Origin of the sequence: Shewanella sp. Choline-02u-19 (assembly GCF_002836205.1) — a bacterium.
In the GTDB taxonomy this organism is placed as follows: domain Bacteria; phylum Pseudomonadota; class Gammaproteobacteria; order Enterobacterales; family Shewanellaceae; genus Shewanella.
The window spans coordinates 2,274,289-2,297,336 of the sequence record NZ_PJBE01000013.1 but is presented as its reverse complement, the minus strand read 5'-3'; the positions used below and the strand labels follow the sequence as shown (position 1 = coordinate 2,297,336).

Here is a 23,048-nt window from a genome sequence, read left to right as displayed (position 1 = left end):
TTCACCCCCAATTTTGAGTGTAAATCACAGGGTGACAGTTTGATTTTTGTTCGCAGACAAAACAAATGTTTAACACTTAGGTATCGGTTAAATATCGACTAAAAAAAACAGCCAGATAGCGTGGTCATTTGAGTTCGTTTCAAAGCGTTTATTCTTTTACTACAAGCGTGTATTAGGCGCTTATTTAACACGTTTAAATAGCCTGATACTAAAAGCATTATTCTTTAGCGGAAAGAGTTGAACAAAAACTAAGCTCGAAAGATCAACTGCCCCTTATACATTCCGTAACAAAGTCAGATTGAATCAGTAAATAAAAGAGATTAGCATTCATTTTCATTTGGTCAAATAATAGCTCAAATCTTATTTTATCGTGAGTCCCCTATAACATTAATGATAGGTGGTGCTTTGGCGGTATTTTATTCTCAAGGAACAAGAGGCACACATGTTAACTATCACCAATTTAAATAAAACATATGACAATGATGTTAAAGCACTTGATGGCGTTAATCTCAATATAGACAAGGGAATGTTTGGTTTGCTCGGGCCAAATGGTGCAGGGAAATCGTCATTGATGCGTACTATTTCAGCTCTGCAAAGTGCAGATTCAGGAAGTATTATTTTTAATGGCATAGATGTCATGGCCGATCCGCAAGCACTGCGTGAAACCTTAGGTTATCTCCCGCAAGATTTTAATGTCTACCCACGTATAAGCGCTTATGACTTATTAGATCATTTGGCCATATTAAAAGGGCTTAATAACCCTAAAGTTCGCAAAGAATCAGTTGATGGTTTACTTGCTCATACTAATTTATATCAACATAAGAATAAGGCGGTCAGTGGTTTTTCCGGTGGTATGCGTCAACGTTTTGGTATTGCGCAGGCGCTGATTGGCGATCCAAAATTGCTTATCGTCGATGAACCGACCGCAGGTTTAGATCCTGAAGAACGTAACCGTTTTCATAACTTGTTAGTGAGCCTGGGTGAAGAAAAAGTGGTTATTCTTTCAACCCATATTGTCGAAGATGTCTCTGAACTTTGCGCTAACATGGCGGTGCTGGCGTCGGGTAAAATTTTACTTGAAGGTAACCCATTACAATTAGTCGAGGGGTTGGATGACAAAATTTGGTCTAAGACGGTCAGCCAAGCTGAGGCCGCGGTACTGGAGTCTGAGTTATCAGTCATTTCCAAACGTTTGTTAGCTGGTCGAACTGTTCTGCATGTGATGTCTGATACATGTCCAGAAGGTTTCACAGCTGCCCGTGCCGGTCTTGAGGATTTGTACTTTTCCACGCTTCATCGTCACCGTAATGGTCAGGCAGCATAAGGAGAAGAACTATGTTGTTATCTATGGTGAGATTTGAGTGGCGTTATTATTTACGTCAACCGTCATTTTATGTGGTCGCTTCACTTTTATTTTTAGTGAGCTTTTTGTCTGTAGCTTCCAACAATATACAAATTGGTGGTGGCGGCGAAGTGATGAAAAACAGCCCCTTTAGTATTACTCAGTCGATGCTCATTATGAGCTTTATTTCGATGTTTGCGGTGGTGAATTTTGTGGGGACGACTGCAATTCGTAACCATCAGCATTTGATGGAAGAGTTGATTTACAGTAAGCCGTTATCCCCATTCTCATATCAGTTTGGCCGCTTTATAGGCAGTTTCTTGGTGGTCATTGCGGTGTTTGCTTTTATTCCGCTGGGCTTCTTATTGGGTTCTATTATGCCTTGGGTGGATGCTAGCCGTTTTGGTTCCATCTCATTACTGAACTATGTAGTGCCTTATTTTCAATTGGCGCTGCCCAGTTTATTATTAATTTCGACCTTGTTTTATGCGATGGCTATCAAATTTAGGTCTTTGATGGCCTTATATCTTACGGCTGTGGCAATGCTGGTGCTTTATACCTTAACGGGTGAAATGGCGGGTCAGCCACAGTATCGTACCATCGCTGCATTACTTGATCCCTTTGCACTACGTACTTTTGCTGATGTCACTCGTTATTGGACCATCAGTGAAAAAAATACTCAGCTGGTGGAATTGTCAGGGATCATGTTGCAAAACCGCTTATTGTGGCTAGGTATTGCTGCGGTATTACTCGGGTTTTCTGGCATCTTTAGTCAACCTAAGTTAACTAAGCAACGTGAAAAGAAGTCTTTGAAAGCCGGTACACTTCCCAAGCTTACACCGCTATCACAATTGGCCGTGGCGACGCAGCCAAATGGCCGTTTGCAGTTTTGGACGCGAGTAAAGTTTGAAGTTCGCCAAGTATTATTGACAGCACCTTTTGTGGTCTTAGGGGCCTTAACAGTATTTAACTTAATTGGCCCGATGTTTACTGACTTTGGGTGGTATGGCACCTCAAACTGGCCATTGACACAAGACATGGTTAACAACATTGCCGGTGCTACGGGCCTATTAATGACCATAGTGCTGATTTATTACAGTGCTGAAATTGTTTGGCGTGAACGCACATCGGGCATGGGGGATATTGTTGACAGCATGCCGGTGTCTAATTTGAGCTTTTGGAGTTCAAAGTTGGTGTCCGTTGTTATCGTAATGACCCTACTTTATTTACTGGCCATGTGCACCACGATTGTATTTCAGTTAATTAAAGGCCAGAGCAATCTTGAGTTGTCGCAATATATTATTCGACTTGGATTTTATTATCTTGTGCCTTTGATTATGTCCGCGGTGCTGGCATTTTTCCTGCAGGTGCTGAGTCCGAATAAGTACGTAGGTATGGGCCTGTTTGTTGGCTATTACTTAACGACGTTTGTGATGTCCAGTTGGGGTTTTGGTCATAGTTTATATAATTTTGCTCAGGCACCCACCTTAGCTTACTCCGATATGAATGGTTACGGTTGGGGCTTGTTCACCCAGAGTATGTACATGATTTACTGGGGAGCGCTAAGCGTAGTCTTATTTGTCTTAGGCTATGGCTTGTATCACAGAGGGCCACAGCAGAGCCTTAAGACGCGAATGAACTTGTTAGGCTACCAATTAGGTGGCGGTGGCAAGGTTATAGTGGCAAGTGCTCTTGTTGTGTTTCTGGGCATGGGGAGTTACTTATTTTACCAAACAAAAGTGCTAAATGAGTACCAAACTGCTGATGAAAGCGCCGATTTACAAGCAGACTACGAAAAAGCGTTCAAGCAATACCAAGGCTGGCCTATATTAGTGACGACAAAAGTAAATGCTAATATCGATCTTTATCCTGAAGCCCGTAAAGTTGTGGCGAACATTAAATTTGAATGGCAAAACAAGTCAGATAAGCCAATCGAAAAAATGTTAGTACAATTGCCGGAGCACACACGTGCAGACACAGTAAAGATCAATATTCCTCATTCAACTCTAGGAGAGTTTGATGACCGTTACCGCAATACTTGGCTGACTTTCCAAGCGCCGATTATGCCAGGGGATAAAGTACAAGGGGATATTCAATTAACCCGCGAGTCAGTCGGGATTGCCGAATCAGGCTTTGATTTCACGGTTGTTGAAAATGGTACTTTCATTAATAATTTTGAGTTATTACCGGCATTTGGTTACCAAGAAGGCTATGAGTTGTCAGATCGTCACGAGCGTAAAAAGCGTGACTTAGCTGAAAAACAGCGTGCTAACAAGCTTGAGGATGATCGCTTTTACACGCAGAACTTTTTTGGGGCCAATGGTGATTTTATTCAGTTTGAAGCCACCATTTCGACGGTTGCTGACCAAATAGCCTTAGCACCCGGATACTTACAAAAACAGTGGAAGAAAGATGGGCGGCAGTATTTTCACTATTTGATGGACAGTCCAATGGTGAATTTTTACGCTATTATTTCGGCACGTTATCAAGTTAAACGTATTGAACATAAGGGCATTGCGATTGAGGTTTACTATCACCCAGACCACCCTTGGAATGTCGATCGCATGATCGAATCAGTGGAAGATTCTATTGATTATTACACTCAAGCATTTGGGCCTTATCAGCATAAGCAAATGCGGATCATGGAGTTTCCGGGTTACCGCAGTTTTGCTCAAAGCTTTGCTAATACCGTGCCTTATTCTGAGCGTATTGGTTTTATTACCGACTTACGTGATGAAGACAATATTGACCCCGTGTATTACGTAACGGCGCATGAAGTGGCACATCAGTGGTGGGGACATCAAGTGGGGGCTGCTGACGTACAGGGCAGTGCTGTTATTTCAGAAACCTTATCTCAGTACTCAGCTTTGATGGTGCTGGAAAAGAAATATGGCAAGAAAATGATCCGTAAATTCCTTAAATATGAATTGGATCGATACTTACGTGGTCGGTCGTCTGAATCGATAAGAGAGATGCCGTTATTGCGTAGTGAGAACCAGCAATATATTCACTACCAAAAAGGCTCTGTGGTGATGATGGCGATTAAAGATGCAATAGGGGAAGATAGGCTTAATGATAACTTGAAGGCATTTTTAACACGTTATCAATATCGTAATGATCCTTTTCCAACCACTTTGGATCTCGTCCGCTACCTTAAACAGGGGGTCGATAAGGAACAAGCGCAGTTTATCGAAGATTCATTTAACCAGATCATATTATATGATTTACGTTTGACGAATGTAGTGATGACTCAATTGGATAATGGCAAAGTACAGTTGGACCTGACTATTCATGCTGGTCGTAAAGCTGCCCAAGGCAAAGGTGAGGAATCTGAATTACCATTAGATGCCTTAATTGATATTGGTGTATTTAGCGCCGATCCTGACAACCTTAAAAATGACAGTGAAGTGCTGCTATTAGAGAAGCATAGACTTGTTAGTGGAGAGAATAACTTAACTTTAGTCCTTGATGGTAAGCCAAGCTATGTAGGGGTTGATCCCTTTATTAAGCTTATTGACCGTGATGCGAAGGATAATATCTTTAAGCTTTAATCGGTTCTTTAACGTAAAACTGACGCTTAAAGCGTCAGTTTTTTTAAGGATAGAAATTTGATGGCGGAAAATGGACTTACTTTGCTTAAATGAAATGGCGTGGCAATTCATTACTGTGTAGCGAAAAGGAAGTTTGTCAGTATTGGCCTGACTAAGCAGCCAGCTTCAATGTCATACATACATACATACATAACTTGCATGTTTCATGGGGACGCATTACGCCTAAAATTGGCTATTTAATGCTTTAAGTCAGCTTAGATTAATCAACGTAATAAAGTTACCTTAAATTGCAGCTGGACTTGGTATAAGTACAACGGCACTTTTGACATAAACAGTTAAAAAATCCGTAGATTCACCTGATGATTAAAATGGGTGGCCTATTAGCCCCATTAATCTGAATAATGAACTCAAAACCCAGATCATGTTTAATGAAGTTAAACAGTCCGGTATCACCAAAGCTCTATCTGCCACAACTGTCACTGTAACGTCCTCTGTTACGAGTCCTCTTAGCTTAACCATAAGTTTATCTTTATGGTTGTTTCTATTAGTCCATTAAAAGTGAATTTGTTTTTTGTTGTTTTTGTGTACCCTCTAAGTGATTAATGAGTTCTAATTGAAAAATATAATCACAAAGAGGGTTGATATTAAATGTATTATCTCAAATTCAGATTATTGAAACTTATCTATCACTGGATTTGATATTTGTTAGTCGATTTATCCAACTTAGCTCTAATTACACGGTCATCTTTTTTAATTGATTCGAGCAATTTAACTAAGTCAGCATCAGTTTTAGGAGTGTAAATCCCTAAGTTAGATTCCGTATTCATAGAGATTGAAAGATCGTGGTCATTAGCAAAATCTTCTGATGAAGCATTATCAAATAGCTTAATAACAAGATCACCCGTGACTATCGATGGTTGAGATAAACGGTCAAAGATAATTTGGCCTTTAGTGAGTGTATCTGAGCGAACAATGGAATCACCTTGCTGCACTTTGTACGCTCCTTCTGTAGATGATGTGCGGTCAACTAACTTTTGTTCATTTGTTTTGGTTTCATTCATATTTAGCTTTTCAGCTATATCCGACTCAGCGAATGCTACCGTCCCAGCAAAGGAGGTAAGTAATACTGATAAGCAAATAACTACTTTAAATTTTTTCATTTGTAACTCCAATTAGCTAGCTGCATGACCATGGAAACGGATAGACCAACCTTTAAGTAGTCCGTTTGCATCGTTAGGTATATCAACGACCTTATCATTGGCGGCAGGATTCTGAGCAGTACCTACTCTATATTGAGTCCAAAAACTATATTGACCGCTATTAACGTCAGTCACTTTAAGGGTCCAGTCGCCAGCCGAATCTTCACCATAAAAAGCATTTGATAGCATTGGGGTATCTACATAACCAGTAACGATTTCATCAGGATCCGTTTCATCAGCGACTCCTTGGAATGTGAAACCGTTGTAAGGTGTCATTACCATGCTATGAGTGCCTGATGGAGATATAAGTTCGATAGCTAAGTCAGGTAAGCGCTTATGATCAATGTTTAGCTCTATTTGAACCCCCTCAATAACGAGGTTGTCTAGAACTGAATTAGCATCCGTTACGCCACTCGGGTTAGCATCCGGAATAGCCTTATCTAATTTGTCTTTTGTAGTCCAATCACTAATTACGTAATCGCCTAAATCAGCTTTATAGGTTCTAGCAAGATTTACTGCGGCTGTTGCGTCTACGCGACCAAAGCCATATAAGTTATTGAAATGGTAACCTGCAGCATTTTTTACCCATGCTCCCATAGCTTCAAAATCAGCTTTACCTGCAACATCTATCATTATTGGTGATTGGTCTGGATTAATTTCAACTGAAGTCTTAGCTAAAATTTCACGAACATCACGCCAACCCAAATCGGGATTAGCACTCAATATCAATGCAATAACACCTGCTACACTAGGAGTTGCAGCTGATGTTCCATTCATTGTTGATGAATAGTTACATTGCTCGTTAAGAGGATGGTCCCCGCCCATGAATCCTGTACTGGGGCGATCATTAGTGGTAGCGCTACCTTTTGCACAGGTCATTCTATCGGTCGTCACCATGGCAGGAGCATCAGTACCGTACTCACCGCCAGCACCAGCGACAAACACATTAGAGCCGACTGATGAATAGCTTGATAATTGGCCGACTGCATTTGTCGCGCTAACAACTAAATTGAACAAGTTAGTGTTATCTGGTGACATATTGGCGTTATGGAAAGGCAAACCATGATTGTTATCTTCACCTTTAATCACAGCGATACTTGGTGCCCAGAAAGCACCGCCGAATTTGAAGTATTGAAATCCGTTACCAGCGGCTTTAACAAATAAAGCACCTTTACCATCAGGACCATGCTTAACAACATCTAGCATCAGTTCATTTTCATCTTCTTCAGTGGCAAACGGCAGTGTCGGTGAATAACCATAACTTTGGTTAAACACTCTTGCGGTATCGCTAAAAGCACTTTTACCATGGGATTTAGCGAAGTTGGCAAACGTCTGTACACCTGCAGCACAAGTTAAGAAGTTGCTTAGTGTTGGATGAGCACATAGTGGATCTTGGTCTAAAAAGTTGAAACCGATTAAACTTGCCTCTGGTGCAACACCACGCCCCCCAATACCGTTCCAGCCCTCGGAAGCAATAATACCGCTCACCTCTGTACCATGAGCAGCACTATCAGCAAAAGGCGTTGGGTCATTAGTTCCGGTAATTAAGTTGTACGACCCTCCAACAATCACATTATTTTTCAAATCTTCATGGGAGATTTCTACGCCGTTATCAATTACAGCAACAATAATACCTTTACCGGTAGCACCGCTTGAAATAGCGCCCTCTACATTTAGATCGTTCCCAGTTAGACCGCGACTTAAAGAAAATGAATTTTGCGCCGTATTTTTTAAGTGCCATTGTTGAGTGTATAGCGGATCACCGCCATCAATGTTAATAGTCAGCTCGGAGATCGAATCTTTATTGACTCCATCACTAACTTTAAAATCGATGACCTCAGCACCTTCGCTAGCCGAAGTAGTGTAGGTGAACGTGCCTTTAGCGGCATCAGTTATGAGTAACTTACCAAGCTTAATTGAATCTGGATCAACGATAGAGAAAGTAACATCACTATCTTCATCGTTCCCAGTCAGTGTACCTGTAACGGTAACTGACTGCTTTGCACTAACGGTTACATCAGAGCTTGTAGGTGACAAAATGTTCTTTTTAGTATCACTATTGTCACTACCACAGCCAGCTAAAATAGCTGTTGTAATGCAAATAGAAAGTATTGTTTTTTTATACATCTTTAATACCTTTCCCTTTAATAATTAACTTTCTTCCCTTCTTCGATTTATACGAAGCGATTTCAATGTAAAAGATATAAAACCACACCCATAATTAACAGGTGTAACAGGATGTATCTATTTCTGGTTGTTTACATTTCGTTCACACAAATGCGTAACTTAAGTTGTTGCTATATAATTGATTGTTGATATTGGCTGCACAAGAATATAACAAAGATTAATTTTATTTTATCTATTTAAGGAAGAGGTTTTCAGTGAGCTTTGGAATGGATTTTGTTTCTATAAGTTATAATCTGAATGAAACTTTATTGTAGCTAGATTGCAAGGATCTTTATAAACCAGTATTTATATTTAATATACAACTAGCACGCTTGTTTATACATTATACATTAGTAATGTAATTGTTAATGTGAAGGGTCGGTTACAGAAGACTGTATTTATATTTGAAAATAAATTAATAGGGTTTTTATTAACAGCGTTACAAAGAGGCGGTAACTAATGCCTAGAAGTAGATCTAGACTAGCTAGTGATATTTTTAAATATAAATTTATTAACGTTAAACTGAGAGGGGGAAATGACGCGGTAATACAAGGTATAAAGTAACATTGTATCTAACTAAAGTGTTCGGATATTAACTTTAAATAATTTTTACATATGACTAAAATTTAAAAGTAGACATTTTATATGTCATAAAACTAATTTTTCCGCTTAATAATCTGCACGTCTTCAAATAACGAAAATAACTATGTGAAAGATAAACTTCAAAAAATAATGGGTTACCTTCTGCTTTTATTTGGCTTATGGTCGATTGTTTTACAATCGATAACGCTTGTCAGTACAGCAATGTTTATCATGACGAATGTGCAGGCCCAACATCAAACATTATACTAGTCGTTTGTCTGCAACAAATTGAAAGTACAACTCCACCGTTTTATCTACAACCAGTAGTTGTTTGGCAACGTAGCCTAGAGCGACTCTCAAGGTCGGTACAAACTGCCAATCGCAGACACCAGCCATGTCCTCTTCATGTAAGTGATAATAACTTCAGGCGTGCAGGCTACTCTTTTCGGAGTTGGGGCAAGTCGGCAACGTCTGCTATTTTATAACCACGCTCAGTGATCTGTTTAACGGCTTCAATTTTGAGCCCACCGTGCGAAGGCTAATGCAACGCTGCCACCTGGAATCAAGGAAGCCAGTGATGCTTGATTTTCAAGTCGCTTGATGATCTCAGGGAAAGCATCATTGAGTTGCTGACCTTGTTCTGGAGATCTCTGTGTGAATAATGATGAAGTGTTAAAAGTTAGCCTAGCGTTCGGTAAAGCTTCGTCGTATAGAGCTAGGTTTAATCAAGAGGAGTTGGCTGATAAAGCAGATTTTGCACGTTATTTAGTATCTGGTATTGAACGAGTTGTTGCGAAAGCTACAGTCACTTCGGTGTGGAAACTAGCTACAGCTCTTGATTGTAAACCTTCTGATATTTTGGTCGTTGCAGAACGATTATATTAGTGTTCGAAAATGTCTTAATGAGAATGCTAAATAGTGAGTTATAAGGCCTAGTGTAGAACTAGAACAGTTTAGCTGCAGTCATAAGTAGACGTTTTAGTGAACGTATACAGTGGTGAATTTCAATATAAGTACTGAGCTTTCAAACTGAATAACTAAAATGGAAAAGTGGAATTATTGGTCAATAATCGATTTGAGAATGAGTACTACTTTGGAGGATTGGATGTGTAGCCATCAGTTCGGGGACTTGCAGCAGTACGTTCATGTGGCCTAGATTTGGGTTGTATATTCTAAAGATACTAATCTATTTGATAATGAGACTGAAGTAGCTCTATAAAGCGCAGAGCTACCTCTCTGACATTTTTACAATATAAATATTTCCGCTTATACACAAAAATAATGCTATAGAATTATCTGTTATAAATAGTGAGAAGTTAGTGCTCGCTAAAAACCTTCAGAAACTCATGTGCGGTTGTTCCGCAAGCAATACACACCCGTTCTAACTCCAAAATTCTAAGTTGTCGTTCACCACTTTCGTATTTCGATACGAAACTTTGTGGTTTGTCTAACTTTTGAGCTAATTGGCTTTGATTTAAGTACACATTTTTACGCATATTTTTCAATGCGTTACGTAGAGATTCCTCTCTGTCTGACCATTTTTTATTTTTCATGATCAAATGATATTTCAGATTGAAAAGTATCCCAAAATAGGATATTTTGATTTCATTGTTTTTATATGTAGCACTAAGACTCCTCCTGCATTAAAGGAATAAATTTTGAAGTACTTTAAGTTTAGGCTGTTATCTAGAAAAAGAGGGGGTAAATGCCCTGATTGCGTTTTTTTGTGGATGGTTTCTAGGGAGTAAATACCCTGATTTCATTTTTTTTGTGAATGGTTTCTAGGGTGAAAATGCCCTGATTATGGTTTTGGCTAATGGTTTCTAGGGAGTAAATGCCCTGATTACGGTTTTTGGCGAATGGCTTCTATTGTTGCACTTGTGAATTTGAGCTGTAGTGTTCTATTTTGCAAGAAGAACTCTAAATGAGGCTGTGTTTGATTGCATAGATGAGTAGTTATGATGTTGAATAAGCTCTTTGTTTTTTTGTTTATAATTATACTGTTTTTGGCTACTGAATTTATAGTTAGTTCCTTAGACAAAGTAAAAGATGAAAAGCATTTATCTAATGTTGTTGCTGATCTAAATAAAGCTGTAAAGGCCATTTTCAATGGTGCATTGATTTCATCTGAAGTCTTAAAAGAAATGATTGAAATATCTGATGGCAAAGGTATTACATTAAAAAAATTCAATCTGGCAGCTAAACAACTAACTGAAGGTTATAGCGATGTAGAATCAATAATCCTTCTGCCAAATGGAGTAGTCTCTTATGTTTACCCTTATGATGATAATAAAAATGCAATTGGTCATGACATTCTAAGTGGTGAGAATATAAAGTTAGGTTGCATGGAATCGATATTAAAAAAAGATGTTAGTATTATCGGTCCAGTAAAATTAGTTCAGAATGGAAAGCAAGCTTTTATAGTTAGAAGAACTGTTCGAACGGATAATGAATTTTGGGGATTTATATCTTCAATAGTGTATTTAGAGTCAATAAATAATGTTGTGGATAATGTACTGTCAAAACATGGTTTTGATAATTATTTAGTCTTAGGGTATAACCTTGGTTGTAAGGGGAAGAATGAAAAGTTGATAAGCTCAAAGGGGAGGTTAGAAGGTTCATTAATAAAGGGTGTGGTTGGTTTTTCTAATGTTAAATGGGAACTATCTGTATCTAAGGTTAATTCAGGCATTTATTTTAGAACCCTTGTGTTCCTCTTACTTTTGGCTCTGTTTTTATTAGTTTTGTTGCCTATAAGATACTTCAAAAAATATCAAGGCAGTGAGAAACAAAAGTTTATATTTGAGAACGAGGCTCATACTGATTTTTTAACTGGTTTGCTAAATAGGCGTGGGTTTGAGCGCAAAATTAAAGCTTTCCATAGCGTAGTGGATTATGGTTCTATTGCCATCTTTGATATCGATTTTTTTAAGAAAATAAACGATAAATATGGCCATGATGTTGGTGATGGAGTTTTGGTAGGCTTTGCTAACTTTTGTATGGAGCACGTTTCAGATAAGTACGTTTTATGTAGAAGTGGAGGGGAAGAGTTTATACTTTTAATGCCTATAACTAAAATTGAACAAGCTAAAGAGATATGCGACCAGTTAAGGTCGATGGTTTCAAAGGAAAACTTTGAAGTTGAGGGCTTGAGTTTAGAAGTGAGAATTAGTGTTGGTACTGCAGGTTACCGAGATACCAACGAGATTAAGAGTGCTCTGACTTTAGCTGATAAGGCGTTATATAGAGCTAAACAAGAAGGAAGGGATCGTGTTTGCGTTAGTTAAACTCCCTTCACTACGTAGTTAATTATACAACGATGATTAATTATGTCGTTTGATTAAACTTCTTTACTAGTGCCTGAACTGGTTGATGATACAGGCCGAGTGATCAGAGATGACAAGCGAGGGGCTAATCCAGGTACTTGTCAGTATTGGCCTGATCAACTAGCCACCTTCAACGTCATACACTCATAACTTGCATGCTTAATGGGGACGCATTACGTCTAAAATTGGCTATTTAATGCTTTAAGTCAGCTTAGCTTCACCAACGTAATAAAGTGACCTTAAATTGCAGCCTATTAGTCCGTTGGTATGATGTTTTTTAAAGCGCATCAATTTCATGCCATTATGGTCGTCAGGGAGGTGATAGCAGAAGAATTAGAACTCCCCTCTCATTAACAGCAATATATAAAATAGCTATGTTGATAATTTCTATTTAAAGGCCATTTCTCTGCGTCCCACTCCCGCTTCTTCCAAGCCTCTTCGGGTGCTCCTAGGTACCAATCAAATAACGTACATATTGTCCTTTATTGATTTATATATAGCATCACCATATAAAAACCTATACAAATTTTTAGCTTATTAAACTGAGAGTTTGAATTTTTGACCTATAAGTTCTGAGTTAGCATTACGAATTTTCTACTAAAAACGCTTTCGCTTACTTCAATTTAAAGCTCTAACATTGATAGAGACCATATGTTCATTATAGAAAAGTAGCTTGTCAGCGAATAATAATTTAAATTTTTTTAAATTACTTTTTAACAAATTTAAATTGTTGCTTTTTTGTTGCATTGACTGTGTTTGCTGAACTCAAAGATTACCAGCTTTCTTAATGTTATTTTTTTGTTATTTATTTGTTTTGTTTTTATCTATCTATTGTTGTTGTCAGTATGCTGATCTGTTGCATTGTTTTATTTAATGTGTTTCTAATGTTTAAAGTTGATACATGTGGATACATCTTCGTTGGGAAATATGATGCATATATTTTTGAGGTAATGTTGATATCAGTGTGGGATTTTATAAAAGTTTTTAACTCATAATAAATATAAATATAGGGATGTAAAAATGCAGGTTAATTCAAGGTTGGCCAGAGCCGTTAAATTGGCACTCGTTAGTTGTACTGCTACTGCAGCAATAAGTTCTCCATTGGTTAGCGCTGCTGACGGACTTGATAAAGATGATAATCTAGAGCGCATAGCAGTAACCGGCTCTCGGATTATCAGGGAAGGGGCTATTGCACCTACTCCTGTTACAGTAATTACTGGTGAAGACTTATTGTCGACAGGGGTGACTAATATAGGTGAGGCGCTAAACCAATTACCAGCTTTAGCTAACACGTATTCTTTAGCTAATTCTGGTCGATTCATTGGAACATCTGGCTTAAACCTTTTAGATCTTAGAAATATGGGAACGTCAAGAACGCTAGTTTTAGTTGATGGTAAACGCCATGTCTCGAGTTCAGCTGGTACATCTTCGGTTGATATTAATACAATCCCAAGTGTTTGGATTGATAGAGTCGAAGTTATTACTGGCGGTGCATCTGCAATATATGGAGCCGATGCGGTAACTGGTGTTGTAAACTTTATCTTAAAACAAGATGTAGAAGGCCTAGACGTTTCAGCAACCATAGGAGAGGCCGGTGATAATCCTCTTTCTAAAGAGCGTGTTGCTTTGTCTTATGGCACAAATTTTGATGAAGACCGAGGTAATATTGCATTCGCTGTTGAATATAGTGGTCAAAGTGACTTAAAGGCTTTTGATCGTGAACAAACATCAGTTTCGTTTGCGAGTTTGAAAAATATTAATCGCCCTGTCGACCCTGATGGAAAATTTGTTGACTCAAACAACCCATCAGATCCGGATAGAATTTTTACGCCAAACGCAGGTCACTATACAATTAGTAATGCCGGTACATTTAATCTAGGTGGTTGGAAGTCATTTAATCCAGACGGTTCTATTCGTGACGTTTATCGTGGAACAAATATTGATGGTATTCGATGTGCAGATTGTGATGTAACTAACCTTAATGAGTTTGTTGAATTACAACCTGAATTCAAACGTTATAACATCAATTTGAAAACAAATTATGATATTAATGACAATATGAATGTTTATTTTCAAGCTAAGTATGTCAATAGTAAATCAACGGATGTGGGGCAACCTGCTTTTTATTTTGGTGATCCAGCTAATAACGTAAGTATAGATAATGCTTTCATTAATCCTGAGCTAGTGGCTCTAATGAAAGCAAACAAAGATTCAGATGGTAACCCAGCTCCATTAAGTACGATTAATATTCGTCGCTTCATGACTGATCTTGGGAAAAGAGTTGAAGATGATACACGAGAAACTCAACGTTATGTACTGGGTTTAAAGGGTATTGCATTTGAAGATTGGGATTATGATATGTATGCCGTATATGGCCAAACAGATCTTAAGCGTGTTAATAAAAATAACTTAGTGAAGGCTAATTATAAAAATTCTTTAGATTCAATTTTAGAAAATGGTGTAGCGGTTTGTCGTGATGAAGATGCAAGAGCAGCGGGCTGTGTTCCTGTTGATATTTTTGGAAATGGCAGACCAAGTAATGAAGCCATTAATTATATAAATACTGTCTCCACTGGCACTTCCGTAATAAAACAGACTGTTTTGGGGGGGTCTATCTCTAACTCAGGATTATTTGAGTTACCCGCTGGCTACGTTGGATTTTCAACAGGTGTGGAGTACCGTAAAGAAGAAAGCGAAATTTTTGAACCTGATAATGCAGAAGGTACTTTTTTCAATGTATTAGGTGAAGATAAAGGCGAGTTCGATGTCAGTGAGGTTTTTGCTGAGTTAAATGTTCCGTTACTTTCTGATTTACCGCTGATCCATCAACTTGACATGGAATTAGCCGTTCGTTTTGCCGATTACAGCACCATTGGAAACGCAACTACATGGAAAGCTGGATTAAGCTGGGAAGTAACTGATGAACTTCGAATGCGTTCAACTTATTCTGAAGCAATTAGAGCTCCAAATATCAGTGAATTATTCGGAGCCGCTAGCCAAACATTCTTTAATGTAGATGATTCATGCCGTACTAAAAACCTTAATGAACTGGAAAACCCTGAGACGCGTATAGCTAATTGTGCCGCCCTTGGAGTGCCATCTGATTTTAATTCCGATTATGATTCAAAAACACTTGAAGGATTAAGTGGTGGTAACGAACAACTTAAAGCTGAAGAGTCAAAAAGTTATACTGTTGGTTTCGTTTATCAACCAGATTATGTTGAAGGTCTTTCGATAACAACAGACTACTGGGATATTAAAATTGACAATGCAATTTCCTCAGTTGGCTCACAAGATATTATTGATCGATGTGTCGACTCTAAATCAGGTGTAGGTAATGAATATTGTGCTTTGATCACTCGTGATCCTGGCTCATATGAGATAACTCTCATTAAGCAATTTTCACTTAATATTGCGGCATTAGAAACAGCAGGTATAGATTTCGATATAGGGTATAACTTCGAAGCTTTTAGTGGTGATGTCTCTACAAATTTGATCGCGACACATTTATTAAAACGCAAAGATTTTTCTTTCCAAGATGAACCTAATACTTTTGAAGAACTTGCCGGCGTTTTAGGTAATCCAGAATGGCAAGCTAACTGGACTTTAAAATATTCAATCGATGGATGGGGTGTTAACTGGAGAACTCGCTTCGTTGAAGGGGTAAACTTATATACAGATAAGGATCTTGACCTTAACGCAAATCCAAATAGTAATTTAAGTTATGATGACTATTTTATAAGTGATGCATCAATAGCTTATAACTTTGATTCAGGTATTAGCCTTAAATTTGGTGTTGATAATCTTTTTGACAAAGATTTACCTTATGGAACTACAGGTACAGGAGCAGGCTCTGCTGCTTACGATAATGTAGGACGTTTCTTCTACACTACAGCAAGTTTTAAACTATAAGAGTTACATACTCTAGACTAATCTTATTTTTTAATATTTAAAGTGCAAACTAGTGTTTGCACTTTTTTAGTTATTCATACTGATTCTTGATATGGGAAGTCCTTAATTTTATAGACACTTTCTAGTTTATCAGAACTAATTGGCCACCCATCATAGTGGGCTAAGTTTTTGGGCTTTGCCTATACTTTATTTATTCAATTTTGGATGTTTGAGGAGGCAAGGATACCTAGACCCCTTTCAACACAAGTTAACTTGGAAGATACGCCCTTTTATCATTGTGTCAGTCGCACGGTGAGGAGGGCGCTTTTATGTGGCATTGATGATTACTCTGGTCAGTCTTTTGAGGATCGGCGTGAGTGGATTGAAGATAGACTTCTAATGCTGACTTCAGTCTTTGCTATTGATATTGCCGCTTACGCTGTAATGTCGAATCACTTGCATATCGTGCTTAGGATTGATTTAGAAACTGCACAGTCATGGTCAAGTATTGATATGGTTAATCAATGGCATCAATTGTTTAAAGGCACGCTGTAAACACAGAAATTTGCTAAAGTTGGTTTATGAGGTCATTGAACGAACCCATCGCAAGGTAATAAAGAAGACAAGCTTACAGGGCGCTTTTGGAAAGGCGAACTAATAGGAGGCGAACTAATAGGAGGCGAACTAATAGGAGGCGAACTAATAGGAGGCGAACTAATAGGAGGCGAACTAATAGGCCACCCATCATAGTGGGCTAAGTTTTTGAGCCTTGCCTATACTTAATTTATTCAATTCTGGATGTTTGAGGAGGCAAGGATGCCTAGACCCCGTTCAACACAAGTTAGCTTGGAAGATACACCCTTTTATCATTGTGTCAGTCGCACGGTGAGGAGGGCGTTTTTATGTGGCATTGACGATTACTCTGGTCAGTCTTTTGAGCATCGGCGTGAGTGGGTTGAAGATAGACTTCTAATGCTGACTTCAGTCTTTGCTATTGATATTGCCGCTTACGCTGTCATGTCGAATCACTTGCATATCGTGCTTAGAATTGATTTAGAAACTGCACAATCGTGGTCAAGTATTGATGTGGTTAATCAATGGCATCAATTGTTTAAAGGCACGCTGTTAACACAGAAATTTGCTCACGGTGGTTCAATCGAAGCCTATGAGCTGGAAACGTTGAACGACACCATTGTTGAATATCGCAGAAGACTCATGGATATCAGCTGGTTTATGAGGTCATTGAACGAACCCATCGCAAGGCAAGCGAATAAAGAAGACAAGTGTACAGGGCGTTTCTGGGAGGGACGTTTTAAGTCGCAAGCCTTGTTAGATGAAGCGGCGGTACTTGCCTGTATGGCTTATGTCGACTTAAATCCTATCCGAGCTAATATGGCGACGACACCTGAACAATCAGATTTTACGAGCATTCAACGTCGAATTAAAGCGGTAATCAAAGGTGAACAGCCTATTGAACTGTTACCTTTTCTTGGTAATGAGCGTCAGCCTATGCCAAAAGGGCTGATGTTTGAGCTACAAGACTACCTTGAACTGGTTGATGATACAGGCCGAGTGATTAGAGATAACAAGCGAGGAGCGATTAAAGCAGGCACGAGTAACATATTGAATCGGCTAAATATCCCATTAGCCAATTGGCTTAAAGTCACGAATGAGTTTAAATATTTATTCAAAGGCCCTGTTGGCACACTAGAAGAGTTAACACGATACAGTGAGCACATGGATAAACAACGAGTAGCTAATGCAGGTACTTGTCAGTATTGGCCTGACTAAGCAGTCAGCTTCAACGTCATACACTCATGACTTCCGTGTTTCATGGGGGCGTATTACGCCTAAAATTGACTATTTTACACTTTAAGTCAGCTTAGTTTAATCAACTTAATAAAGTGACCTAAAATCGCAGCCAAATCTGGTGTAAGTATAACGGAACTGTTGATATGAACAGTTCAAAAATCCTGTGGTTTTACCTGACTATTAAAATGGGTGGCTTATTAGTTGTGGACTATTAAAATGGGTGGCTTATTAGTTGTGGTAAGCGGCTGTCATTGTAAAACCCGCATGAACAAGGGCTTTCAGCTCGATTACGTGGTCTTAGAATTTGAAAGTAATTGTTGGTGATTAAATATTAAACTAGTAAAAACAAATGGTTAAATTTAGTTCAAACTGAAATTAGGAGAATTAGCAAAGGAGGGAGCAACCCTATTGTGCTAATTAATTTTGAAAAGAGAAGATGATTTTTGCGATACTAATTGTTGATTGTTGCATAAGAAATATCATCCAAAACTAGCTAGAATTTTTTTTATATCAGGATATTAAAGTTGATTCAGCTGTGAACTATTTTTGAGAAAATAATACATCACGAATAATGCTACTTAAGCTTTCATCTAATTGCTCTAGTCTAATCTTATGATTTTGTTGCCATTGAGTCGGTGGTAATGTTGACTGTTTCATCTTGTCTACTGCGTTTATGGCTAGCGCGATAGCATCAAGTTTACCTCCTGAAGATGTTAGGTTTTCAAATAGATTCGAATACCATTCACAAAATTGCATGTAGTACAGATTACAATCATCAAGGTATTTTGATCTATGTTGATTTTGTTGACATAGCTGGGAAATCTCTGCCAATTCTTTTAATCCTTCTATATCAAGATGTATAGAATAGAAAGTGTTGTTTAGCCTTGGATTGTGGAATATAGACTTTAAAACAGCTTCATGAACAAATGAAGTAACAAGGTGATTTATCTGAATATTGAATTCATTCCCGGTAAATTCAATTAGTGATTTTGCTACTGATTGAGCAAGATAAAAACTAGACTCCATCTTGAAAAGGTTAATTATTAGAGATTTATTTTTAACCAAATAGACATCACCGTTTTGTAATTTTTGTACGCTATCTTTAGTATAGCTAATATGCATTTTGTCAAGAAATAGCCTTAAGAATGAGTCAATAATCTTTTCAATATCGTATGTCGATACGGGATAATCTAAATTGTTTTTAAGCGATTTAATTATATAAAGGAATTCATTCACTGAAGATCCCTCATCTTGTCCTTCAAGGTCAAGTCTGTAAGTACATTGTTCGAATCCATTGTTAGGAAATATATTTTGATATAATGCCGCAGTGTCGTAAAAAGTTATCTTGTTTGCGTGGCGGGACTCAATACCTTTTAGAAGATCTTCAAATAATTGCTTATGTGTTTGGTACTTTTGAAATTTTATGATTGATTTTTGTTCTTGAACTAAAGCTTCTTGCTGTAAAAATACTTTTTCTTGATGCTCTTGGTCTTTTGTATACTGCAGAAGTCTTATCTTATTCTCTACATCTTGTTGTGCCATAACACTGAGTTGATGAGTGAGGTTTTTATTGTGTTGATAAATGATAAACCCGAGTGTCGCAAGTGTTGCAATTGATGAGAGTAGAGTAAATGAACCTGATAGTAGTGATCCGAAGTTGCCCCAGTCACTGTTCAAGTGAGAAAAGTTTCCATTGGAAACATTTTGGAAGTATTGATACAAAATATACGTTGGAAAGCTAATTGATATTAATCCAAGAATTACTATTTTTACGACCAAATTACTATTCATACTAATCTCCAGAGAATGCTAGGCTATCATAGTTTGATGTATTCAATACATCAATGAATTTAGTGGGTTATTGACTATTCAGCATAGAATGTGAGTGGGGAAATATGTATGAAAATCTACATAAAGAAAATACATCATTGATGATTAGATATCTAATGTTTTGGTGAGGTGCTTAACAAGCTTTGGGAACGGTCTGTGCTAGTTGTTGTCGGGGAAGTCGTATCCGTGGGGAATATCTAGTTATTGGTAAGACTTTCTTTCGCTGCCGCCACTTTGCCGCCATTCAGTCATTTTCTGCCATTGATAAATGATGGCATAATGATTGTTTGGGAAGGGTTTCATGCTGAACAAGGCAAAAATGTTGTGTATAACTGCTTGAAATTAAGCATAAAAAAAGGCCAACCGGTTAAGGTTGGCCTTATTTATTATTTGGTGGAGGCGGCGGGGCTCGAACCCGCGTCCAAAAAGCCTACGTCCAAGGCGCTACATGCTTAGTCTCTCTTTTGGTTAACCAAGTACACTCCGAAAGACAGGATTGTAATTGGCGAGTTCAGTACTATTTCGCGGTTCACCCCTGAACGTGGTTCCCTCGCTATCAAATGTAAGATGACCATCTAAGAACCAAACCCATTTGATAAGTTTCGGCAAGATGGCTAGCTAGCCTAAGCTGCTAGAGAGTAGTTAGAGTCGTTTGCAACTATAACGGTGCGGCTTTTTACGAGGCCAACCGCCCCTCGGCATGCTCCCAGGGTTTCGAGAATCTTGTCGAATCCAGAATCGCCCCCAAGTACAGATTGATTGTAACGCGACACATCTTGTTTTACCAAGCATAAAAATCGCATTTGCAATCGTTTGTTCGTTTTGCGTACGTTATAAAAAAGTCAATGGCGCTTAAGTTACTGCTGTACCGCTTTTTTAATGGTACGCGCTTTTTCTATCTGCCATTCGCGATCTTTAGTATCGTCACGCTTGTCGTGTTCTTTCTTACCTTTACCTAGACCTATTTCGATCTTTACCCATGCACCTTTCTGCCAGTACATAGAGATAGGTACGATTGAGTAACCTTTACGATCGACTAAGCCTTTTAATTTATCTAACTCTTTACGTTTGAGCAGTAATTTACGTGAGCGCAGTGGATCGCACACGACATGAGTCGAGGCGGTGTTGAGTGGCGCGATAGTACAACCAAAAAGAAAGGCTTCGCCTTCTCTTAGAAATACGTAGCTTTCAGACAAGTTAACCTTGCCCATACGAATAGACTTAACTTCCCATCCCATTAGAGATAGGCCTGCTTCCATCTTCTCTTCAAACTTATAGTCAAAAGTCGCGCGTTTATTACGGGCAATCGAAGCGGAAGTGTTCTTTGAGTTTTTTGCATTTTTCTTAGCCATAGGCTAGCTATTATACGCAGCCAAGCCCAATTTGGAATTGGCCAAGCCGAAATATTCGGTTATTTATGGATTAGCTGATGCGTTTGTCTGCTTTTTGAGCACTTAATGAAGGTTAGGCGTGTCAAAGATGCGTTTTTTTGTAGGCATGTTAAAATTCAGCAATCCTGTTTATATTTTGAGTATCAATCATTAATGCCGCAAATTTCCCGCAATGTATTAGTTCGTTTTAGTGCGATGCAGATGTATGACTTAGTCAATGATGTCGAATCTTATAAAGAGTTCTTGCCAGGCTGTGTGGGTGGCAAGGTGTTGGAGTTTGATGGCACAACGATGGTGGCCTCGGTTGATGTGGCTAAAGCGGGGATAAGTAAAACATTTACCACTCGCAATCAGGTTGTTGCGGGCAAGAGTATTAAGCTGCAGTTAGAAAACGGCCCCTTTAAAGAATTGATTGGTGAGTGGACGTTTACTGAGTTAGCGGAAGATGCCTGTAAAGTCGATTTTGAACTTAGCTTTGAGTTTTCTAGCCCGATAGCGGACTTGGCGTTTGGTAAGGTGTTTAAAGAGTTAATGTCTTCTATGGTGACGGCATTTACTCGTCGCGCTAAGGTGATTTACACATGAATACAGATCAAGCTCAGTTTACGGTTGAAATTATCTATGCTCTGCCGCAACAGCAAAAGCGGATTAAAGTGAACATTGAACCAGGGACCACGTGTATTGATGCGGTGAAGCAAAGTGATATGCAGCGCTATTTCCCTGAAATTGATTTAGAGACGGTTAAGCTAGGTATTTTTAGTCGTTCAGTTAAACACGCTGAAGTACTGCAACCTGGGCAGCGGGTTGAGATCTACCGAGCACTTATCGCTGATCCTAAAGATGTACGTCGTAAACGTGCAGAAAAAGCGAAAGACGAAGGGCGGGTGAATAAGATCACCGGCGCTAAGCTGTAAAGGGACTTTTGTTACTCTGCGCTATGTTGTTACGCGATTAATTGTGTCAGTTGATGCTTTAAAAGGTGATAGCCCTAAAACAAAAATGCGAGTCTCTTTAAAAGAGGCTCGCATTTTTAATATCTGTTGAAAGCTCAGCAGGGCTGAGCTAACACTCCAATTATTCGAAGTTTTTCTCTGATAGCGACTCTGGTTGAGTTTCTTGCTCTTCAACTAAAGGCTTTGCTTGAGGACGTTGCTCTGGGATCAGAGGCTCGCCTTCTGGCATATTAATTTCAGGTAGCTTGCTCTCTTCAAGTGGAGTATTAAACTCTTCACTCAAATCATAGTCACCTTTCACTTCAGACAGCATATCGCCGTTGAAGTTAATGATCAGCTCTTTATGGATGATGCTAGCATCGCGGCCACTTTTATAGTGGTAGACGTAATACCAAGTATCGTCTGAAAAACTATCACGTAAAACAGGGCGGCCTAATACGTACTCAACCTGCTCTTTAGTCATGTCAATACGCAGCTTTTCTACCTGCTGGTCTTCCATGTAGTTACCTTGTGGAATGTCAGGCTTATAGATCAAATAGTCGAATACACCACAGCCACTGAGCGATAGTGAGAGCGCAGCAGCGCCCAAAAGGGTAAGACTTCTTTTTTTAATTGTCATTGAATGCGCTACTTCATCAAAATCTGTCGGCCATAATACCCAAGCAATCCCCTATCTGACAAGGGCTATTGTCGCAGAGTTTGCTCAGGTTGCTAATCTATGTTGTTTCTCGGTTTTAACACTGAGGCTACATAAGCTGCTTATATTGAGTCGTGAGAAGGTAATTAGTTCATTCGTATTAGTATTTTTCTCGCGTTTAGCGTGTCGATACTGCATTTAAATGGGTCTGAAAAATATCTTTTGAAAAAGATAAATGAAGATGTATTAATCCACTTAATTGAAATTAAAGACTTTATTGTTTCGTTGAGGCCATTGGGAGCTGCAGTGGTTTGGTGTTGTTAGCTTATTCGGTAGCTTTTGTATGAATAAGCCTCAACAGATGTCGT

Annotated in this window: 15 protein-coding genes, 1 other RNA gene and 1 pseudogene; 9 read left to right on the top strand and 8 right to left on the bottom strand. The window is 38.7% G+C overall.

Features of this window, described 5'->3' with window-relative positions; all coding sequences use genetic code 11:
- Positions 1 to 442 precede the first annotated feature (442 nt).
- The gene (locus tag CXF83_RS16685) at positions 443 to 1,324 is read left to right on the top strand and encodes an ABC transporter ATP-binding protein (protein ID WP_101090668.1); all 882 of its coding nucleotides are present in this window, start codon (positions 443 to 445) and stop codon (positions 1,322 to 1,324) included.
- A gap of 11 nt (positions 1,325 to 1,335) precedes the next feature.
- Positions 1,336 to 4,893 carry an ABC transporter permease/M1 family aminopeptidase gene (locus CXF83_RS16680; protein WP_101090669.1) on the top strand — a complete coding sequence of 1,186 codons (3,558 nt, stop codon included), beginning with the start codon at positions 1,336 to 1,338 and terminating at the stop codon, positions 4,891 to 4,893.
- 686 nt (positions 4,894 to 5,579) lie between these two features.
- Here CXF83_RS16680 and CXF83_RS16675 read toward each other — a convergent pair.
- From CXF83_RS16675 to CXF83_RS22990, 3 genes are all read right to left on the bottom strand, one after another.
- Positions 5,580 to 6,053 (bottom strand): hypothetical protein, encoded by a 474-nt coding sequence (locus CXF83_RS16675; RefSeq protein ID WP_101090670.1) that lies wholly within the window; start codon positions 6,051 to 6,053, stop codon positions 5,580 to 5,582.
- Between the two features lie 12 nt (positions 6,054 to 6,065).
- On the bottom strand, positions 6,066 to 8,219 hold the full coding sequence (locus CXF83_RS16670) for a S8 family serine peptidase (protein ID WP_101090671.1): 2,154 nt from the start codon (positions 8,217 to 8,219) through the stop codon (positions 6,066 to 6,068).
- 882 nt (positions 8,220 to 9,101) lie between these two features.
- Positions 9,102 to 9,236: a hypothetical protein gene (locus CXF83_RS22990; RefSeq protein ID WP_269801714.1), complete on the bottom strand. Its 135-nt coding sequence runs from the start codon at positions 9,234 to 9,236 to the stop codon at positions 9,102 to 9,104.
- Between the two features lie 258 nt (positions 9,237 to 9,494).
- Between CXF83_RS22990 and CXF83_RS16665 the strand changes: the two genes are divergently transcribed.
- Positions 9,495 to 9,725: a helix-turn-helix domain-containing protein gene (locus tag CXF83_RS16665; protein ID WP_101089222.1), complete on the top strand. Its 231-nt coding sequence runs from the start codon at positions 9,495 to 9,497 to the stop codon at positions 9,723 to 9,725.
- A 431-nt stretch (positions 9,726 to 10,156) separates the two neighbouring features.
- Here CXF83_RS16665 and CXF83_RS16660 read toward each other — a convergent pair whose 3' ends face one another.
- Positions 10,157 to 10,393, bottom strand: a complete 237-nt coding sequence (locus CXF83_RS16660) for a helix-turn-helix domain-containing protein (RefSeq protein WP_101089223.1) — start codon at positions 10,391 to 10,393, stop codon at positions 10,157 to 10,159.
- Positions 10,394 to 10,798: 405 nt separating this feature from the next.
- On the opposite strand from CXF83_RS16660, the gene CXF83_RS16655 reads away from it, so the two are divergent.
- The 4 genes and pseudogenes from CXF83_RS16655 to CXF83_RS16640 all read left to right on the top strand — a co-directional run bounded on the left by CXF83_RS16655 (position 10,799) and on the right by CXF83_RS16640 (position 17,848).
- Positions 10,799 to 12,127, top strand: coding sequence for a sensor domain-containing diguanylate cyclase (locus CXF83_RS16655; protein ID WP_101089224.1), 1,329 nt, complete (start codon positions 10,799 to 10,801; stop codon positions 12,125 to 12,127).
- Between the two features lie 1,059 nt (positions 12,128 to 13,186).
- The gene (locus CXF83_RS16650) at positions 13,187 to 16,078 is read left to right on the top strand and encodes a TonB-dependent receptor (RefSeq protein WP_101089225.1); all 2,892 of its coding nucleotides are present in this window, start codon (positions 13,187 to 13,189) and stop codon (positions 16,076 to 16,078) included.
- 222 nt (positions 16,079 to 16,300) lie between these two features.
- A pseudogene (locus tag CXF83_RS22865) lies at positions 16,301 to 16,708 on the top strand (transposase); the annotation flags it as partial.
- A gap of 165 nt (positions 16,709 to 16,873) precedes the next feature.
- Entirely contained in the window at positions 16,874 to 17,848 is a 975-nt protein-coding gene (locus CXF83_RS16640) for a transposase (protein ID WP_101098018.1), read from the top strand.
- A 561-nt stretch (positions 17,849 to 18,409) separates the two neighbouring features.
- Here CXF83_RS16640 and CXF83_RS16635 read toward each other — a convergent pair.
- The 3 genes from CXF83_RS16635 to smpB all read right to left on the bottom strand — a co-directional run bounded on the left by CXF83_RS16635 (position 18,410) and on the right by smpB (position 21,051).
- Positions 18,410 to 19,660, bottom strand: coding sequence for a hypothetical protein (locus CXF83_RS16635; protein WP_101098034.1), 1,251 nt, complete (start codon positions 19,658 to 19,660; stop codon positions 18,410 to 18,412).
- Positions 19,661 to 20,090: 430 nt separating this feature from the next.
- Positions 20,091 to 20,445, bottom strand: a transfer-messenger RNA (tmRNA) gene (ssrA, locus tag CXF83_RS16630).
- A 111-nt stretch (positions 20,446 to 20,556) separates the two neighbouring features.
- A complete protein-coding gene (gene smpB, locus CXF83_RS16625) occupies positions 20,557 to 21,051 on the bottom strand; it encodes an SsrA-binding protein SmpB (RefSeq protein WP_101093378.1) in 495 nt (164 codons plus the stop codon).
- 192 nt (positions 21,052 to 21,243) lie between these two features.
- Between smpB and CXF83_RS16620 the strand changes: the two genes are divergently transcribed.
- Together CXF83_RS16620 and CXF83_RS16615 are read left to right on the top strand one after the other, a co-directional pair.
- Positions 21,244 to 21,675, top strand: a complete 432-nt coding sequence (locus CXF83_RS16620; RefSeq protein WP_101093385.1) for an SRPBCC family protein — start codon at positions 21,244 to 21,246, stop codon at positions 21,673 to 21,675.
- Positions 21,672 to 22,004, top strand: a complete 333-nt coding sequence (locus CXF83_RS16615) for an RnfH family protein (RefSeq protein WP_101093377.1) — start codon at positions 21,672 to 21,674, stop codon at positions 22,002 to 22,004. The genes CXF83_RS16620 and CXF83_RS16615 overlap by 4 nt, the downstream gene beginning before the upstream one ends.
- 160 nt (positions 22,005 to 22,164) lie before the next feature.
- Here CXF83_RS16615 and CXF83_RS16610 read toward each other — a convergent pair whose 3' ends face one another.
- Positions 22,165 to 22,662: an outer membrane protein assembly factor BamE gene (locus tag CXF83_RS16610; RefSeq protein ID WP_101093376.1), complete on the bottom strand. Its 498-nt coding sequence runs from the start codon at positions 22,660 to 22,662 to the stop codon at positions 22,165 to 22,167.
- Between the last annotated feature and the right edge of the window lie 386 nt (positions 22,663 to 23,048).

Excerpts from the sequence above, each read along its gene's own strand:
- CXF83_RS16685 (WP_101090668.1), top strand. The coding sequence starts at position 443 with ATGTTAACTATCACCAATTTAAATAAAACATATGACAATGATGTTAAA.
- CXF83_RS16680 (WP_101090669.1), top strand. The coding sequence starts at position 1,336 with ATGTTGTTATCTATGGTGAGATTTGAGTGGCGTTATTATTTACGTCAA.
- CXF83_RS16675 (WP_101090670.1), bottom strand. The coding sequence starts at position 6,053 with ATGAAAAAATTTAAAGTAGTTATTTGCTTATCAGTATTACTTACCTCC.
- CXF83_RS16670 (WP_101090671.1), bottom strand. The coding sequence starts at position 8,219 with ATGTATAAAAAAACAATACTTTCTATTTGCATTACAACAGCTATTTTA.
- CXF83_RS22990 (WP_269801714.1), bottom strand. The coding sequence starts at position 9,236 with ATGGCTGGTGTCTGCGATTGGCAGTTTGTACCGACCTTGAGAGTCGCT.
- CXF83_RS16660 (WP_101089223.1), bottom strand. The coding sequence starts at position 10,393 with ATGAAAAATAAAAAATGGTCAGACAGAGAGGAATCTCTACGTAACGCA.
- CXF83_RS16655 (WP_101089224.1), top strand. The coding sequence starts at position 10,799 with ATGATGTTGAATAAGCTCTTTGTTTTTTTGTTTATAATTATACTGTTT.
- CXF83_RS16650 (WP_101089225.1), top strand. The coding sequence starts at position 13,187 with ATGCAGGTTAATTCAAGGTTGGCCAGAGCCGTTAAATTGGCACTCGTT.
- CXF83_RS16640 (WP_101098018.1), top strand. The coding sequence starts at position 16,874 with ATGCCTAGACCCCGTTCAACACAAGTTAGCTTGGAAGATACACCCTTT.
- CXF83_RS16635 (WP_101098034.1), bottom strand. The coding sequence starts at position 19,660 with ATGAATAGTAATTTGGTCGTAAAAATAGTAATTCTTGGATTAATATCA.
- smpB (WP_101093378.1), bottom strand. The coding sequence starts at position 21,051 with ATGGCTAAGAAAAATGCAAAAAACTCAAAGAACACTTCCGCTTCGATT.
- CXF83_RS16620 (WP_101093385.1), top strand. The coding sequence starts at position 21,244 with ATGCCGCAAATTTCCCGCAATGTATTAGTTCGTTTTAGTGCGATGCAG.
- CXF83_RS16615 (WP_101093377.1), top strand. The coding sequence starts at position 21,672 with ATGAATACAGATCAAGCTCAGTTTACGGTTGAAATTATCTATGCTCTG.
- CXF83_RS16610 (WP_101093376.1), bottom strand. The coding sequence starts at position 22,662 with ATGACAATTAAAAAAAGAAGTCTTACCCTTTTGGGCGCTGCTGCGCTC.